Here is a 17,437-nt window from a genome sequence, read left to right as displayed (position 1 = left end):
GATATGGTCATTTATCTGCTGCTGATCTATGCCATCATCGTGGTGATTGACCCTTACGGTCTGCTGAACCAAGGGAAGAAGTGGGACTTCTATGTGTGCTCGGCACTGTGCCTTGTGTCCTTCTCTCTGGCCTTTGCCCTATCCATGCATTGGGACATCCCAAGCCCGTCTCCTCCGATCGTTTATATGGTTAAGAAGTTGTTCTAAGACCAGATTTTTTAAGGGGGGAGGAAAAATGGGTAAGGAAAACATCCCGGCAGGACAGTCTATAAGCATAGCGGTCCTCTTTATTATCGGCAGTTCTCTGTTTATGGGGGCTTCAGGGCAGTCCGGCAACAGCAGCTGGATTGCTATAATTCTTGCCATGCTGCTGACCCTTCCGCTTATGTTTATCTATGCGCGGCTGCATGTGCTATTTCCGGGCAAAGATCTGTACGACATGCTAATCCTTGTATTTGGAGCAGTAGCTGGAAGAGTGCTCTCCTGCTTGTATATCTGGTATGCGCTGCATCTGGGCTCGCTGGTACTGCGGAATTTCGGAGAGTTCAGCAAGTCGGTTCCCCTGACTTCAACACCGATGCTGGCCCCCATGCTGATTATTGGCCTGCTATGCGTGTGGGTAGTAAAGGAGGGGATAGAAGTGCTGGGGAGAAGTGCCAAATTCCTGCTGCTGTTTACATTCATTGTGATCATAGCGGTGCAGCTGCTCTCCATCCCCAAGTTTCAATTTCATCATTTATTGCCGGTCTTGGACAGAGGGTGGAAGCCTGTGCTTACAGATATGGTAGGCTCCTTCACCTTTCCGTTTGCCGAGATTGTGGTGTTTTTGGGTGCTTTTCATACATTGCCTCAAAAGGGTTCGGCGGCAAGGGTTCTGGTCAGCAGCACGTGTATTGCCGGAATTATTATTCTGTTTGTCAATTTGCGTAATCTGCTGGTATTGGGACCGGATATCTTATCCAGTCTATATTTCCCCTCGTATGTGGCGGCTAGCAGAATCAACATCGGCGATTTCCTGACCCGAATTGAAGGCTCATCAGCGATTTTGTTTGTCACGGCGCTTTTTATTAAGGTGAGCTTATGTTTGTATGTGACCTGCAATGGAGTGGCTAAAGTATTCAAGTTGCGCAGCTATCGCTCCGTTGTACTGCAGATCGGCCTCATCATGGTCTATTTGGCGGATTTCATCTATAAAGATATTATGCAGATGGAGTATTTTGCCTACCATATTTACAAGATTTATGCCTTGCCGTTTCAAGTCGTCATTCCTGTGATGTTGTGGATTGCTGCTGAAATCCTGGCCCGGAAAAAAAGCCGCAAGCAGGAAACCGCTCAGCATTAAGGGCAGTGTTGCTTCTGGTGCTTCCAGAGTTACGCCATGTTCATTTATATTTCCATCCTTCGCAGAAGATAGCTATAATGGGAGGCAGAGAGCTAATTTCTGGCGTAGGAGGAAGCACAGGTGAGTGTATCAAGTATCGTCATGTCCTCGCATTGGGGCAGAGAAGTCAGACATAAATATATTACACAGGAATCGAAAGTGCTCGCGGTAGTATTTCCGGGCAGGAACTACTCCGCTGAACGTTCGCTGCTGGATTATGCCTCTAAGCTGGCCAGAGAGTATGGCTGCGATATCCTGTTGCTCGAATATGGCTATCAGAGTGCACGTGCAGAGCTCAAACGTGAGGAAATCGATATTGTAACCGAGGAATGCAAAGCGGCCGTAGCTTCACTTCCGGACTATGAACAGCTTCTCTTCATCAGCAAAAGCATGGGGAGCGTCATTGCCGGAAGAGTAGCGGCAGAGATGAACCTTCAGCAGAAAACCTCGCATTTGTATATAACGCCAGTTACCGATTCGATGCCGCTGCTCAGACAAAGCCGGGGCAGCATCATCTACGGTGGCAGCGACCCGACATTCACAGAGGAGCATGCCGCCGGGCTTACCGGTCAGAAGAATCTCCGGGTATATCAGATTGATGACGCCAATCATGCGCTCGAAGTAGGCAGTGTCAATGAATCACTGGCCGTGCTGCTCGTCATTATTAATTTCTATCACGAGTTTTTCCGGGATGCGCTCACAGGCTGAGACTATAAAGACCACACAACAAGGAGATGATTATGATGATTCTGGAAGCAGCTATGCTTCAGGTGAAGCCGGGGCTCACCCGCCAGTTCGAACAGAGCTTCAAGGCGGCGTCCGCACTGATTTCTTCCATAGAAGGTTATTTGGGCCATGAGCTGCAGCACTGTCTGGAGGATGATCATAAATATCTGCTGCTCGTGAAGTGGCGCAATCTTGAGGATCACACTATCTCATTCAGGGAATCAAGCCAATATCAGGAATGGAAAGCGCTGCTCCATCATTATTATAGCCCCTTCCCGGTAGTGGAGCATTTCAAGTCTGTTAATCTGGAATAGCTTGGGGGAGACGGTATGCAGGGGAAGCGGATTGGGGAAGGAAGAACCGCAGAGGTCTGGGAATATGGAACAGGGAAGATTCTGAAGCTCTATCGTGAGGATATTCCCGCGCAGTACGTGGAGCACGAATATGAGATCAGTAAATATGTCTATGAGCATAACGTTCTCACCCCGCAGCCTATGGAGCTTGCTGCGTTTGAGGGGCGTATGGGCATTGTGTTTCAGCAAATTCAGGGACGCTCCATGCTTAGGCTGATCGGTGAGAAGCCGTGGAAACTTGCCGAATATGCAAGACAAATGGCTGTGCTCCACCATAATCTTCATAAACTCCAGGGGGCAGAGGCTTTTGGGAAGCAGAAAGAGAACCTGAAGAGCAGTATTATCGCTGCACCCATGCTCGCCATGGAGGAGAAGACGGCCGTATTGGCCCAGCTGGAGCAGCTTCCGGAGGGAGACCGGCTCTTGCACGGGGATTTCCATCCGGACAATGTGCTGCTGGATGGGCAGGCGTGGATTATCGACTGGATGACAGGAATTTCCGGCAATCCGGCCGGGGATGCTGCGAGGTCAGTCATTATGCTCAGTATGGGAGCCTTACCGCCGGGAGCATCACTCGCCACCAGGCTTATTACTGGTTTTATAAGACAGAGGCTCACGAAAGGCTATATCAGAGAATACCTCAGGTTATCGGGTCTTACTTACGCCGAGGTAAAAGCCTGGGTGCTGCCGGTAGCGGCAGCCCGGCTTACGGAAGGCGTTCCGCTGGCGGAGAAAGAGCAGCTGGTCCGTGAAATCCGCAGACGTCTAAGATTAAGCTCCCTCCGGTAAGGATATTTAGGGAAGAAGGTGCGCTGTGAATACATATATTGCCCTGCTGCGCGGCATTAACGTGGGCGGCAACAAAATCATTAAAATGCAGGCTTTGAAGACAATGTTCGAGTCGCTTGGATATGAACAGGTGCGTACATATATTCAGAGTGGGAATGTGGTGTTTGAAAGCGGGAAATCGGCTGCCGCTAAGCTTGAGGCTGCGATCAGTGCGGCGATCCTTGACACTTTTGGTTTCGAGGTCTCTGTGATGATCCGTACGCTTGCGGAACTTGAGGCGGCTATTACTGCCAATCCTTTTCAGAACCTGTCACAAGAGGATTATAAAAGGCTGTATGTTTCTTTTCTTAGTAAGGCTCCCTCGGAGGAGGCACTGGTCAAGCTGATCCCCTACGCCGATGGCGCAGATAAGCTGCGCATTGCCGGCAAAGAGATGTACACCCTGTATGAGGTGAGTGTAAGCCAGTCTCCGCTGTTCAAGGTTCCGCTCGACAAATGGCTGGGCACATCCATTACCGCACGGAATTGGAATACGGTGAATAAGCTGGCAGCAATCGGGCGGGGGGAATAGCAGGCTGGTATTGAAAGACGGTGCTGCTCCTTCTCTCATTCAAACAATGGCTTATGCTTATTGAAAAATTGATAAAAAAACCGCACATTGTCCAGCTCAAACCATTCTGCTGTTTGAAGAGGCCTTGCATCCAGATTATATATTTTTGCATGCAACGTGCCTAGAACAAAAGGGGAATGAGTGGCAATAATAAATTGGCTGTCAAAATATCGTGCCAGTTCATTTATTTGTTCTGCCATCCGTATTTGATTAGCAGGAGAAAGTGATGTTTCCGGCTCATCCAATAAATACAACTGCCCAGGCCGCAGATATTCTTCGAAAAACTGCATGGAGGTTTCTCCGTTGGAGTATTTTTCCTGGGCAAATTGAATGTCCTCCAGCTTCTTCCTAAACGCATACGTAGCTTCATATTCTGCCGCCTGAGCCTCGCTCATCCCTTTGTGTCTCTGCTCATTTATGATTCCCTCACGAAGCACGGAAGATTGCTGGATCTTCTTAATCTCATATAGAACATCCTCTGATTTCATATATCGGCTTCCTTTTGGAAGATGCCTGATTTCATGTTCTTGCTCATCATACCCAAACTGATAGCTGCTCCAATCAAGGAAACGTTGCGCATAGTTAATATGTCCATAGCTTGTCATTCTTTCCGCCCCAGGAATGCCCAGCTTGTTGGAGATTACATTGAGTAAAGTGGATTTTCCGCTCCCGTTATTGCCATACAACACCGTAATCCGATCAAACAAAATCACCTCTCCAGCCACGTGCTTAAATACATAATCAGGGTATATGTTGGGATTCCGATCTGTATAATCAGAAAGCTTAAAGCTTCTTAAATAAATCATTGCCGCACTCCCTTAGCTAATTTCATGCTTCATCATTATCCAAGTTCAACACTAGCGTGGATGCCCATCGTGGTAATTATATCCTCCTTGGGCCAAATACGGAAACTGTTAGCGCCTACGGCGTACAACTACTTGTCCTCCGACAGCCTGAACGTAAAAAGAGACCCAAGGCCGTAAAAATGACCTGGGTTTCCCGACAATCTTGGCCCCACGTTGTGGGGCTATTTATCGTTCCGTATTTATCGTTCCGGTATTCAGCAAACATTCAGCCTGATTTCATTATCAGTTAAGGTAGGGGTGCCATAATACACCTAAGCAAAGCTGTACCGGGGGATAGAGCACTGCCGGAATAGTGTATCGATCGATGGGAGTGGAGAGAAATGAAATGGATAAAAAAGCTGGGTTCCGATGTCGTGCTGCTGGGTATTCTGCTGCTTGCAGCCTTTCTGTATGGCTATGGAATCTGGAATGATCAATACTCAAACACGTACTACACCACAGCAGTAGGAAGCATGCTTCAGAGTTTCCACAACTTCTTCTTTGCCTCGCTGGACTCGGCAGGCTCGGTAACGGTTGATAAGCCGCCTGTGACGTTCTGGATTCAGACGCTAAGCGCGCTGATCTTCGGGCTGCACGGCTGGAGCGTGATCCTGCCGCAGGTGCTTAGCGGAATGGGTTCCGTATTGCTGGTATATCTGCTGGTGAAACCAACCTTCGGCCGCACGGCAGCGCGGCTGGCGGCACTGGCAATGGCAACTACACCCGTAGCTGCTGCTGTCAGCAGAACGAATAATATTGATGCCATGCTGGTATTCACGCTTTTGCTTGCGGCCTGGTTTCTCTTCAAGGGTACTAAGCATAATAAATGGGGCAGTCTCCTCACAGCGTTTGCCTTGATCGGCGTAGGCTTCAACGAGAAGATGCTGCAGGCATACATGGTGCTTCCGGCATTCTACCTCTTCTATGTTCTGGCGGCGAAGGTGAATTGGAAGAGAAAAACCGGAGTTCTCGCAGCCTGTACCGCAGTGCTGCTGGTGGTTTCGCTATCCTGGGCGGTTATCGTGGATTCGATCCCGGCAAGCAAACGGCCTTACATGGGCAGCAGCGGGACGAACTCTGTGCTGAATCTGGCTTTTGGCTATAACGGGGTGTCGCGCTTGACCGGTGACCGCAGTACCGGCGGCAGCGGTGGCGGCTTTCCCGGCGGCGGAGGCGGGGGAATGTTCGGCGGAGGCGAGATGCCGTCATGGAATGGCGGGGAGATGCCGCCTATGAACGGAGCCGGCGCCCAGGGCGGTCAAGGAATGAGGAATGGTACAGACGGTCAGGCACAGGGACAGCCACCTGGAGGTACAGGAGACGAACAGACGGACGGAGGCCTGGGCCGCGGCCAGGCTGCAGATAACGGCGGGATGCCGGGACAGGCGACGGGAGGCAGAATGGACGGTCGGGGCCAGTTTGATTTCGGGCAAGGCGGCCGCGGCGGGATGAATGGCGGCGCAGGAGGAATGTTCAACACAGGTACTGCCGGTCCGCTCCGCTTGTTCCAATCGGCGTTGTCCGGCCAGGCCAGCTGGCTGCTGCCTTTCCTGCTGTTCGGCTGCATCGGAATCTTTGCCAGCCTGCGCAGACGGAACTTCACATGGCAGCATAAAGAAGCGTTGTTCTGGCTGGCCTGGCTGGTGCCGGCTATGGGATTCTTCAGCATCGCCGGATTTTTCCACCAATATTACCTGATTATGATGGCTCCGCCGATTGCGGCACTGGCCGGAGCAGGCTGGCTGCAGCTGTGGACCTATTACAAGGAACGTTCAACCTGGCTATCCTGGCTGCTTCCAGTGGCGACGCTCGCTACAGCTGTTTTTCAATGGTACATTATTCATCCTTATGATGATAAGATCGGAAGCGGCTGGTCCATAGGTATTCTGGCTGGAGGAATCGCTGTCACTGTGCTGCTGCTCGCATTGCGGGTATGGAAAGGGCTGAAGAAGCCTTTCGTACATGCTGCAGCGGTGATGGGTTTACTGGTGCTGCTGGTCGGACCTGTCTACTGGGCACTGACACCTATTACTTACGGAGCAAACAGCATGACTCCGGCGGCTGGACCGGACAGCAGGAGCGGTTTTGGCGGCATGGGTGGCGTAGGAGGAATAGGCGGATTGGGTGGCAGAAATGGCACAGCGGGAGTCAACGACAGTCTGCTGACCTATTTGAAAGAGCATAATACCGGTGAGAAGTATCTGTTCGCGGCAATGGATTATGGAACTGCAGGCCCTTATATTATCGATAAAAATGAATCGGTCGTTATTCTAAACGGGTTCAACAACTCGGATGTGCCATATACCACCGATACACTGAAGGCGCTTGTGGCGAGCGGTAAAGTGAAATATTTCCTTGTCACTACCGGAGGCATGGGTGGAGGTCGCGGGGGCAACTCTGAAATTACCAACTGGATCACGGAGAACGGAACTGTAGTTCCAACAGCAGAGTGGCAGGGAACAGAGACAGGCACTAACGGCGGAACCTTGTACGAAGTGAGTGTTCAATAGGACGGGGTTTACAGGCTGTACAGTAAGCGCGCTTAACTTGATTTTTTGGCAAAAGCGCGCTTCACGACAAGAAATGAAATTAAGGAGGAGCTGCTCATGAGTACGGACGTGCGCTATTCCATAATCATACCGATGTACAACGAAGAGGCGGTTATTCAAGAAACCTACCGGCGGATAAAAAAGGTAATGGGAACGACAGGAGAGGCTTACGAGCTGCTGTTCGTCAATGACGGAAGCACGGATAATTGTGCGCAGATGATTGAGGAATACAGTTATTGGGATGAGAGCGTGAAGCTGATTGATCTCTCCCGCAACTTTGGTCATCAGATTGCCATTACCGCGGGCATGGATTATGCACTGGGGGATGCGGTAGTCATCATCGACGCTGATCTGCAGGACCCGCCGGAGCTGATTCTGGATATGATCCGGGAATGGAACAACGGTTATGAGGTTGTATATGCCAAACGGGTGAAGCGGAACGGGGAATCTCTGTTTAAAAAGTGGACAGCAAGTCTCTTTTACCGGGTGCTGCGGTATTCCACGGACATCTCAATCCCGGTGGACACGGGCGACTTCCGGCTGATCGACCGCAAGGTATGCGAGGAACTGAAACGGCTGCCGGAGAAAAACCGCTTCGTCCGCGGACTGGTCAGCTGGGTCGGCTTCCGCCAGAAGGCTATCGAATATGAGCGTGATGAACGGCTGGCAGGTGAAACGAAATACCCGCTGAAGCGCATGATCAAGCTGTCACTGGATGGGATTACCTCTTTTTCCTACAAGCCGCTGAAGCTGGCGGGCTACCTGGGAGGGCTGCTATCGGTTGCCGGATTTCTGTATCTTATGTATGTGCTGTACCTGGTGCTGTTTACGGATGCAGCCGTTAAGGGCTGGGCATCGATGATCGGCATTACCTTAACATTCAACGGATTTGTACTGATTATGCTGGGTATTCTGGGTGAGTATGTGGGCCGGATCTATGATGAAACGAAGAGACGCCCGCTCTATATTGTCCAGGACTTTTACAGCGGCAAGCAGCAGCAAGGTGCAAGCGAGCAAAGGGTGGCGCAGCTTCATAAATAATTGGCGATGGCGGCTGAAACCCTGTGGATCAAATACCGATGTCCAAAAAGGCCAGCCGGAAATGTATCTCGGGCTGGCCTTAACTTGCCTGAAGCTCTTTCGTGCCGAACAATAAGTTTAAGCCTTCAGCAGATCGTGATCCACATATCTTGAACCGTTCAGTTCACTGATAATATTAATAGCAACCTTCGCACCGTCTCCGGCAGTAATAATGGCATGGACGCTTACTCCGGCTACCGTACCGGCAGCCCAAATACCTTCGACATTGGTTTTGCCTTCCGCATTCACGGCTACAACGGTCTTGATTCTTGGTTCTGTGCCGTCCTTCGTGTCTACACCGGCTTTGGCGGCCAGATCCGTCAGCACACCCGTTGCCAGGATTACGTGCTTGGCTTCATAGGTAGCGCCGCTCTCACTCTCAATGACAAAGCCCTCGCCGGCTGCAGTGAGGTTCACCGCTTGGTCTGCAACTAATTCCGCACCGAATTTCACAGCCTGCTTATGACCGGTTTCCACGAGCTCGGGCCCGCCAATTTCAGCAATCCCGTAGTAATTCTCATACCAGCCTCTGCGCGTCATGCCTTTATCATTGTCGATTAACAGCGTTTTTTTGCCCGCCTTGGCGGCGAACAGGGCTGCACTTGCACCGGCAGGGCCGGCCCCGATGATGGCGATTTCGTACATAACATAACCTCCTAAAAGTTTGGTGAGCCTACACATCATCCGAACCGCTTCGTACAAAACTGTCTCCGGAAGCATAGGCTTTAAGTTTGGCGAGCCTACACATCATCCGAACCGCTTCGTACAAAACTCACTTCGGAAGCATAGGCTTTAAGTTTGGTGAGCCTACACATCAACCGAACCGCTTCGAACAAAACTCACTCCGGAAGCATAGGCTTTAAGTTTGGTGAGCGTCTCACTTACTATTATAACGTTAAGGATTCTTCATTAGCTAATCTGTGAAGCAGGGAAGGGTAACCTTGAAGGAGGTTCCTTCACCGGGGCGGCTGTCGACACGGATATCGCCGTGATGTGCATCCACAATGGATTTGGTTATGGAGAGTCCGAGTCCTGATCCGCCGTATTTGCGGGTGCGTGAAGAATCACTCCGGTAGAATCTTTCAAATACATGGGGAATATGCTCTGCCGCGATCCCGGAGCCATTATCCCTCACAGTCAGTTCGGCTTCCGTGCCCCGGGCAACCAGGCTAACATGGATAATTCCCTCTTCAGCACCGGTATGTTGTACAGCATTGTGGAATAGATTTAGAATCACCTGCTTCAGCTTGTCGGGATCATATATGCCGCGGATGCCGTGAGCGATCTCGAAGGTAACCCTGCGTTCTCCGGCAAGCATGAGGAGCTGCGGCTGCATCTCGGTGATCACATCTCCCAGCATCATAGTTTTGATGTTAAGCTGTGGAGCTCCGTCCATGCGGGCCAGGAGGAGCAGATCCTCTACCAGCTTATTGATCCGTTTCGATTCTCCGTGCATGCTTCTTAGCGCACTCATGAGCTGCTCCTTGTTGTCCGCAGCTCCACGCAGCAGCACCTCCAGAAATCCATGGATGGACGTCAGCGGGGTCCTAAGCTCATGGGAGGCATCAGCGGCAAAACGCCGCATTTGCTCCTTGGCTTCACGCTCACCTTGAAAAGAAATCTCCAGCCGCTCCAGCATTCCGTTGAATGAGCGGGACAGCTTGTCGATCTCCGTCTGTCCCTGGTTTACGGGGAACCGCTCGCTCAGATTGCCTGCATCGATAATCTGTGCGGCCTCCCCCATGTTGGATAAGGGGACCAGCGTTTTGCGCAGGGCTGGCAGGTACAGGAGAAGCCCGGCCAGCAGGGCTGCAACCGACAAGGCTGCAAAAATCAGCAGCTGCTGCATGATTACATCCTTCAGAGGGCCTGTACTCACACTCATCTGCAGCAGCATCCGGGACTCCTGGGGTTTGCCGAGATTCATGAATACGGCCAGATGCTCACTGCCGTCCGGAGCGGTAATGAGCCGGTAGCTCCCCGTAGCCTTGTCGGTGGTGTGCTTCAGCAGGTTAGTATACTCCGCATCGGATAATCTGGGAGCAGAAGAATCAGACAGGGTCTCCTCCTGGAAATCCTTGAACCCTCCGCTCGTGCTGTAAATCGCGAGGGTCGTATGGGCGTCCAGCAAAAGCGGACGCCGGTTGGCAGCGTTACGCATATTGCCGGGGATGAAAGTGCCGCTGCCTTCAGGGACGCCAATACCGCCCGTACTGCCGTTTACAGGCGGCAGCCCGGGAGTTGGAGTACCAGTGCTGCCACGGGTGCCGCTGCCTGGTTCTCCGCTGCTTACCCCGGATTCCTTCCCACCGTTGTTATTGAAAGCCAGCGAGTTGAAAAAAATCTCGCGCGGCACGGAACGGATCTGGGTTTCCATGGATTCCGCCCGGTTGGTGTAGATGAAATCACGCATGAGTACATACTGAAGCACACCGATTAAGAGCAGCAGACCGGAGAGAATCAGCAGTGAAATGATCAGCAGCTGCTTGCGCAAGGAGCGCGGCGCGGGGAGCCTGCCGAATAGGCCCTTGGCCCGGGCAATCATACCAGATCCACCCGATATCCCGCACCCCGAAGCGTGCGTATGATCCGGTGTTCTTTGTCGCCCAGTTTCTCGCGGAGGGAACGGATGTAGACCTCTACGATATTCTCCTCACCGCCGAAATCATAGCCCCATACCTTGTCCAGAATCATCGGTTTGCTCAGCACCAGACCATGATTGATGACCAGGTATTGCAGCAGCTCATATTCGGTAGGGGACAGTTCCAGTACCTCGTCCTTATGGCGGATTTCCTTGCGCCGGCCATCGATCCGGAATGGTCCGCAGCGCACCTCGCCGAGCAGTCCAGGGAACTGGTTGCGCAGGCGTGCCTGAATCCGGGCCAACAGCTCTTCGAAGCTGAACGGCTTGACCATATAATCGTCAGCCCCGATCGATAGACCCTTAACACGGTCATCCACTTCATCTTTGGCTGTAAGCATGATTACGGCAAGCTCTGATTCCTCCGAACGGAGATAGCGGCAGAGCTCGAACCCGTCCATCCCCGGCATCATTACATCCAGAATGGCCACATGGGGCTTGAATTCCGCAGCAACGGCAATGGCACTGACCCCGTCCGGAGCGGTTCTTACTTCAAAGCCCTCATTGTTCAGGCCCAGCTCCAGGAACTGGAGAATATGAGGCTCATCATCCACGAGCAGCAATCGTACACCTTGGGCAGCCTTCATGCATTGTTCCTCCACATCGGTAATAGTTAGCTACATTATGACATATCAGAATGAAAGTTTGCTGAAGATGGAAACATTAAATTAACGAAAGGATTCGAAATAGTCTTTCAGGGTTAATCATAATGGTTAATCTAATTATACGGAGATTTTAATGCTATTAATAAGAAGTTTAGTCAGAATTTAAAAGTTTTTGAACGGGATGATAAAGGGTTTTGACGGCGGCTATAGAACACTTTACAATAAGGATACCACCCGGCCTAAGGAGTCTTTCTGTGGCTGGAAATAAGTCCTAATTCTATGTGTTTTCCCCGTTTTTGACCTTATCTTATTCCTATGAAGCACGTCTCTTTTGCTACACTTCTTTCTGGAGTTTCTATTTCTGCACTGGGTTAAATCTACGCTGCTCTATTCATCATCCAACCTACTTGATTACATGCTTCACTACCCATATGTTAAGGGAGGCTCTTCCATGAAGAAAAAAGAAATGGTAGCCATGCTATTGGCGGGAGGCCAAGGGAAAAGGTTGAAGGGATTGACCAAGTCGCTTGCAAAGCCCGCTGTTTATTTTGGGGGGACCTACCGGATTATTGATTTCCCTTTGAGCAACTGCTCCAATTCGGGAATTGATACTGTCGGTGTGCTGACGCAGTATGAACCGCTTGTGCTTCATTCATACATCGGAGTAGGCAGCGATTGGGACTTGAACCGCAAGGACGGCGGGGTATTTGTCTTGCCGCCGCATGAACGGGAGAACGGGAGCAGCTGGTATCGTGGCACAGCAGATGCCATATACCGCAATTTGAAGTTTGTGGATCAATTCGATCCGGAGCATGTACTGATTCTGTCGGGAGACCATATCTACAAGATGGACTATCATGCGATGCTGCAGTACCACAAGGCCAGAAATGCCGACTGCACCATATCGGTTATCGATGTTCCGCTGGTGGAAGCCAGCCGGTTTGGCATACTGAATACGGATGAAGATCTTAAAATTTATGAATTTGACGAGAAGCCGGCCAATCCGAAGAGTACACTGGCTTCCATGGGTGTCTATATATTCAAATGGGAGGTGCTCCGTAAGCATCTCCTGGAGGACGGAGAGAACGCCGGCTCGTCCCATGACTTTGGCAAGGATATTATTCCGCTGATGCTGGCGGATGGCCAATCCCTCTTTGCGTATCCTTTTGAAGGGTACTGGAGAGATGTAGGTACTGTAACCAGCCTGTGGGAAGCGAACATGGATCTGCTGAGCGATACTCCGCCTCTGAATCTGAACGATCCGAACTGGCGTATCTTCACCCGCAACCCGAACCAGCCGGCACAATATGTGGCTCCAGGAGCGAAGGTATCGGGCTGCATCATTAATGAAGGCTGCATCGTCCACGGAGAAGTGAAGCATTCTGTACTCTTTTACGGTGTGGAAGTGGGTGAAGGCAGTGTGATTACGGACTCTGTCATCATGCCCAAGGTCAAGATCGGAAAGAATGTAAGGATTCACAAAGCCATTATCAGTGAGAATACGGTCATTGAAGATTACATGGAGATCGGGATTGAGCGGGAGGATGAGGAAGAAATTCTGCTGATTGACAATCGAAGCAAAAAGCGCAAATCCGTTGCAGCCAAAACCATATAATCAGCAGAGGACGGGGGGATTTCGATGAAAGAACTCATGGGTGTCATCAATCTTGACCATGAACTGGACCAATTAAACGAGCTGACCTATTTCCGCTGCGGCGCGGCGGTGCCTTTTGCCAGCCGCTACCGGCTGATTGACTTTGTTCTCTCCAATATGATGCGTGCGGAGCTGGAGAGCGTAGGGCTGTTTGTCCGCCGTAAATACCGTTCGCTGATGGACCATCTCGGTGACGGCAAATCGTGGGATATGAACCGCAAGCACGGGGGGTTGTTCATTCTGCCGCCTGACTGGAATGATCCGACAGATACCTCCCTGGGAGATTTGCAGCACTATCACAACAATCTCGATTTCTTCAAACGGGCTTCAGCCAAATATATTGTGTTCTCCGGCAGCCAGCACATCAACACCGTCGATTTCCAGGATGTATTTCAATATCACATGGAGAAGGGTGCAGATGTTACGCTGGTTTACAAGAAGATTGACGTCCTTAAGCCGGAGCACGATCCCTGTCTGCGGGTTGATGTAGACGAGGACAATAATGTGACGGAGATTCATCAGGAGAAGGATCATCATAGCGTCTATCTGGATATTTTTATTATGGAAAAAAAGCTGTTTCTGGAGCAGGTGGAATATTGCATTGCGCATGGGGAGAGTTACTTTTTCCGTGACGCCATTCAGAAGAACCGCCACAAGTTCAAGATTTCCGCTTATGAATATACAGGCTATCATGCCGTAATCAACTCTCTGGAGAGTTATTACAAGAACAGTCTGGAACTGCTGCAGCAGGATAATTATTTCGGGCTCTTCAAAGAGAACCCGGTTCAGACGAAAATAAAATATGAAGCTCCTACCCGCTACCTGGACAGCGCGGAGGTCAGCAATTCGCTGGTAGCCAACGGCTGCATTATCGCGGGGACCGTGGAGAACAGCGTGATTTTCCGGGGAGTACAGGTCCGCAAGGGCGCGCGCATCATTAATTCGGTGATTATGCAGAAATGTGTGATCGAAGAGAATGCCGTGATTGAGAATGTCATTATGGATAAAGATGTGCAACTAAGTAAGGACCGGATACTTGTCGGGGACAGCAAACGACCATTTGTGATTGTCAAGAGCAGCAAGATTTAACCGTGAGGCCATTCTTTTAAAAAAAGCATTTGTCAGGAGGAACCTGCTGTTGTTCAACGATAAAGAGACTTTTAAACAAGTGTTCCGCGAGACACTCATCGGGAAACTGGGCAAGCCGCTGGAGGAAGCATCGAACGCCGACATCTACAACATTCTCGGCAATATGATCCGTGAAAATGCGGGTAAGAATTGGGCGGATACTAACCAGAAGTTCAAAGCCGATAAGGATAAGCAGGTATACTATTTTTCCATGGAGTTTCTAATCGGCAGACTTCTCGGCAATAACCTCCTTAATATGGGCGTGCTTGAGATTGTACGTGAAGGACTTACGGATTTGGGGTTCTGCCTTCGGGATGTGGAAGAGGAGGAAGCGGACGCGGGCCTCGGCAATGGCGGTCTGGGCCGTCTGGCGGCATGCTTCCTGGATTCACTGGCTTCCCTGCAATATGCAGGGCACGGCTGTGGCATCCGTTATAAATACGGCCTGTTCGAGCAAAAAATCGTTGACGGGTATCAGGTGGAACTGCCCGATTACTGGCTGCAGAATGATAACGTATGGGAAGTGCGTCGGGAAGACAAGCAGGTAGAGGTGCGGTTCTGGGGCCATATCGAGACCCGTGAGGAGAACGGTGAGCTGGCCTTCGAGCATAAGGACTATGAAGCGGTGCGCGCGGTTCCTTATGATGTACCGGTCATCGGTGCAGACCGCAGGCATGTGAACACACTGCGCAACTGGAGCGCAGAGTCCATCACCCAGCCTTCACGGATGTTCGGTTCTCTGGCCGGAAGTGATTACCACAAGTATCTGGAATACAAGCGTTCGGTAGAGTCGATCTCCGAGTTTCTGTATCCCGATGATTCGCAGTATGAAGGCAAGCTGCTCCGGCTGAAGCAGCAGTACTTCCTGTGCAGCGCGGGGCTGCAGAGTATTCTGCGGACCTACAGCAAGAACGGGCTTGGCATTGAATCACTGCCGGACAAAGTAGCCCTGCATATCAATGATACGCATCCTACACTGGTTATCCCGGAGCTGATGCGGATTCTGATGGATGTGCACGGACTCGGCTGGGATCAGTCCTGGAGTATCACTACTCGCATGGTCTCCTATACGAACCATACCATTCTCAGCGAAGCGCTGGAAAAATGGCCGATCAGCATGGTACGGGAGCTTCTGCCGCGTATCTTCCTCATTATCGAGGAGATTAACGCCCGCTTCTGCGGGGAGCTGATGACTAAATATCCGGGAGATCAGGACCGGATTAATCAAATGGCAATCATTCATGATGATCAGGTACGCATGGCCCATCTGGCGATCGTAGCCAGCCATAGCGTTAATGGGGTGGCGGCTCTGCATACAGAGATTCTACAGAAGCGCGAAATGCGCCTGTTCAATGAGATGTATCCGCACCGTTTCAATAATAAGACTAACGGCATCACCCACCGGCGGTGGCTGCTTCATGCGAACCCGGAGCTGGCCGGACTGATTACTGAATCGATCGGTTCGCGTTGGGTTCATCATCCGCAGGAAATGATCGGCCTGATCAAGTACAGTGAGGATGCTTCCTTCCAGGAGCAGGTAGCCGGCATTAAGCGCCGCAACAAGCTGCGCCTCTCTGAGTATATTTTCAGTAAGCATGGCGTTAAGGTAGATCCGGACTCGATCTTCGATGTGCAGGTTAAGCGTCTGCATGCATATAAGCGCCAACTGCTGAATGTGCTTCATATCATGCACTTGTACAATCAGCTCAAGGATAACCCTTCTATGGATATAGTGCCGCGCACCTTTATCTTCGGTGCCAAAGCAGCGCCAAGCTATCACCTGGCGAAGCGCATCATCAAGCTGATCAACACGGTAGCCGATGTCGTCAATAAGGACCCGCAGATCAAGGGCAAGATCCGTATTTTCTTCCTCGAAAATTATTCGGTATCCCTGGCGGAGAAGATTATCCCGGCTGCTGATGTCAGTGAACAGATCTCTACCGCCAGCAAGGAAGCCTCAGGTACCGGGAACATGAAGTTCATGATGAACGGTGCGCTAACCGTCGGAACGATGGATGGGGCGAACGTGGAGATGCATGAAATGGTCGGGGATAACAACATGTTCCTGTTTGGTCTTCGTGCGGAGCAGGTTATGGATTACTATCAATACGGCGGTTACCATGCACGTGATATTTACAACGGCGACAGCCGGGTGAAGGAAGTGCTGGATCAGCTCGTGACCCCTGGGCCTATTTGCTGCAATACCCAGGAATTCGATACACTGTATCAGTCGCTTCTGGACAATAACGATGAGTTTTTTGTGCTTAAGGATTTCGCTTCCTATGTGGAGACCCATGTCAATATTGACTTGGCTTACCGCAACCAGAAGGAATGGCTGAAGAAGTCCATTATCAATATTGGACACTCCGGTAAATTCTCCAGTGACAATACCATTGCCCGCTATGCATCCGAGATCTGGAATATCAGTCCGGTGCGCCTGTAGGCAGAGCCCCACTGAATAAACTGGGGTGCGGGAAGAGAGGGTTCTCTCCAGCACCCCGGCAGCAAAAAGACCTTCACCATCGCAGACTGTTCTGCGGCGGTGAAGGTCTTTTTGTCTGATTACGGAGCGTATCAGATGACGTCGGCAACCAGTGCGGCGAAGCGTTCCAGGAAACGGCGTTCCTCATCATCAAAACGGTGCTTAATAGGGCTGTCAATATCAAGCACCCCCAGCAAGCGTTCGCCTTGGACCAGCGGGACGACGATCTCGCTGTTTGAAGCCTCGTCACAGGCGATATGCCCAGGGAAGGCATGTACATCACCAACGACCAGTGTACGGCGCTCACTAGCGGCCGTACCGCATACCCCTTTGCCCAGCGGAATGCGGAGGCAGGCCGGCAATCCCTGGAAGGGTCCGAGGACCAGCTCCTTGCCGTCGAATAAATAGAAGCCGGCCCAATTGGTATCCGGCAGAGAGTACTTAAGCAGTGCGGAGGCGTTGGCCAGATTGGCAATGGCATTCGGCTCGCCGTCCATCAGTGCGCCGAGCTGGCTGAGAACCGATTCAAACCGCTCGCTGCGTGTGCCATCATAGGGCATGGCTTGAAACATGAAGCATCACCTTCCTGTACGA

16 protein-coding genes are annotated in these 17,437 nt (G+C 51.2%); 11 read left to right on the top strand and 5 right to left on the bottom strand.

The features are described 5' to 3' along the window. Positions 1–3 precede the first annotated feature (3 nt). The 6 genes from A3849_RS32655 to A3849_RS01715 all read left to right on the top strand — a co-directional run bounded on the left by A3849_RS32655 (position 4) and on the right by A3849_RS01715 (position 3,820). On the top strand, positions 4–207 hold the full coding sequence (locus A3849_RS32655; protein WP_074109893.1) for a hypothetical protein: 204 nt from the start codon (positions 4–6) through the stop codon (positions 205–207). Positions 208–235: 28 nt separating this feature from the next. After that, positions 236–1,342 (top strand): GerAB/ArcD/ProY family transporter, encoded by a 1,107-nt coding sequence (locus tag A3849_RS01735; protein ID WP_074109892.1) that lies wholly within the window; start codon positions 236–238, stop codon positions 1,340–1,342. 120 nt (positions 1,343–1,462) lie between these two features. Beyond that, positions 1,463–2,089 (top strand): hypothetical protein, encoded by a 627-nt coding sequence (locus A3849_RS01730; RefSeq protein ID WP_074109891.1) that lies wholly within the window; start codon positions 1,463–1,465, stop codon positions 2,087–2,089. A gap of 35 nt (positions 2,090–2,124) precedes the next feature. Continuing rightward, positions 2,125–2,421: an antibiotic biosynthesis monooxygenase family protein gene (locus A3849_RS01725; RefSeq protein WP_074109890.1), complete on the top strand. Its 297-nt coding sequence runs from the start codon at positions 2,125–2,127 to the stop codon at positions 2,419–2,421. A gap of 15 nt (positions 2,422–2,436) precedes the next feature. Next, entirely contained in the window at positions 2,437–3,249 is an 813-nt protein-coding gene (locus A3849_RS01720) for a phosphotransferase family protein (protein WP_074109889.1), read from the top strand. A gap of 25 nt (positions 3,250–3,274) precedes the next feature. Further along, on the top strand, positions 3,275–3,820 hold the full coding sequence (locus A3849_RS01715; RefSeq protein ID WP_074109888.1) for a DUF1697 domain-containing protein: 546 nt from the start codon (positions 3,275–3,277) through the stop codon (positions 3,818–3,820). A gap of 35 nt (positions 3,821–3,855) precedes the next feature. On the opposite strand, the gene A3849_RS01710 is transcribed toward A3849_RS01715, so the two are convergent. Further along, positions 3,856–4,665: an AAA family ATPase gene (locus A3849_RS01710; protein WP_074109887.1), complete on the bottom strand. Its 810-nt coding sequence runs from the start codon at positions 4,663–4,665 to the stop codon at positions 3,856–3,858. A gap of 380 nt (positions 4,666–5,045) precedes the next feature. Here A3849_RS01710 and A3849_RS01705 point away from each other — a divergent pair, with 380 nt between their 5' ends. Both A3849_RS01705 and A3849_RS01700 read left to right on the top strand, forming a co-directional pair. Further along, positions 5,046–7,214 carry a glycosyltransferase family 39 protein gene (locus tag A3849_RS01705; protein WP_074109886.1) on the top strand — a complete coding sequence of 723 codons (2,169 nt, stop codon included), beginning with the start codon at positions 5,046–5,048 and terminating at the stop codon, positions 7,212–7,214. Between the two features lie 96 nt (positions 7,215–7,310). Next, complete coding sequence (locus tag A3849_RS01700) at positions 7,311–8,294, top strand: glycosyltransferase family 2 protein (protein WP_074109885.1); 984 nt, start codon at positions 7,311–7,313, stop codon at positions 8,292–8,294. 117 nt (positions 8,295–8,411) lie between these two features. Here A3849_RS01700 and A3849_RS01695 read toward each other — a convergent pair whose 3' ends face one another. The 3 genes from A3849_RS01695 to A3849_RS01685 form a co-directional block, all read right to left on the bottom strand. Continuing rightward, entirely contained in the window at positions 8,412–8,978 is a 567-nt protein-coding gene (locus A3849_RS01695; RefSeq protein WP_074109884.1) for an FAD-dependent oxidoreductase, read from the bottom strand. A 268-nt stretch (positions 8,979–9,246) separates the two neighbouring features. Further along, the gene (locus A3849_RS01690) at positions 9,247–10,878 is read right to left on the bottom strand and encodes a sensor histidine kinase (protein ID WP_074109883.1); all 1,632 of its coding nucleotides are present in this window, start codon (positions 10,876–10,878) and stop codon (positions 9,247–9,249) included. Further along, positions 10,875–11,561 carry a response regulator transcription factor gene (locus A3849_RS01685; RefSeq protein ID WP_074086803.1) on the bottom strand — a complete coding sequence of 229 codons (687 nt, stop codon included), beginning with the start codon at positions 11,559–11,561 and terminating at the stop codon, positions 10,875–10,877. The genes A3849_RS01690 and A3849_RS01685 overlap by 4 nt, the downstream gene beginning before the upstream one ends. A gap of 469 nt (positions 11,562–12,030) precedes the next feature. On the opposite strand from A3849_RS01685, the gene A3849_RS01680 reads away from it, so the two are divergent. The 3 genes from A3849_RS01680 to A3849_RS01670 are packed head-to-tail and all read left to right on the top strand — an operon-like array spanning position 12,031 to position 16,804. Continuing rightward, a complete protein-coding gene (locus A3849_RS01680) occupies positions 12,031–13,194 on the top strand; it encodes a glucose-1-phosphate adenylyltransferase (RefSeq protein ID WP_074109882.1) in 1,164 nt (387 codons plus the stop codon). A 24-nt stretch (positions 13,195–13,218) separates the two neighbouring features. Continuing rightward, positions 13,219–14,322, top strand: coding sequence for a glucose-1-phosphate adenylyltransferase subunit GlgD (gene glgD / locus A3849_RS01675; protein ID WP_074109881.1), 1,104 nt, complete (start codon positions 13,219–13,221; stop codon positions 14,320–14,322). A 49-nt stretch (positions 14,323–14,371) separates the two neighbouring features. Continuing rightward, a complete protein-coding gene (locus A3849_RS01670) occupies positions 14,372–16,804 on the top strand; it encodes a glycogen/starch/alpha-glucan phosphorylase (RefSeq protein ID WP_074109880.1) in 2,433 nt (810 codons plus the stop codon). A gap of 131 nt (positions 16,805–16,935) precedes the next feature. Here A3849_RS01670 and A3849_RS01665 read toward each other — a convergent pair whose 3' ends face one another. Further along, entirely contained in the window at positions 16,936–17,415 is a 480-nt protein-coding gene (locus A3849_RS01665; RefSeq protein ID WP_074109879.1) for a GAF domain-containing protein, read from the bottom strand. Between the last annotated feature and the right edge of the window lie 22 nt (positions 17,416–17,437).

The sequence above is a fragment of the Paenibacillus sp. P46E genome (genome assembly GCF_001909095.1).
Taxonomy (GTDB): Bacteria; Bacillota; Bacilli; order Paenibacillales; family Paenibacillaceae; genus Paenibacillus_AQ; species Paenibacillus_AQ helianthi.
Note: the sequence above shows the minus strand (reverse complement) of the source record. Positions and strands in the feature narration are given on the sequence as shown.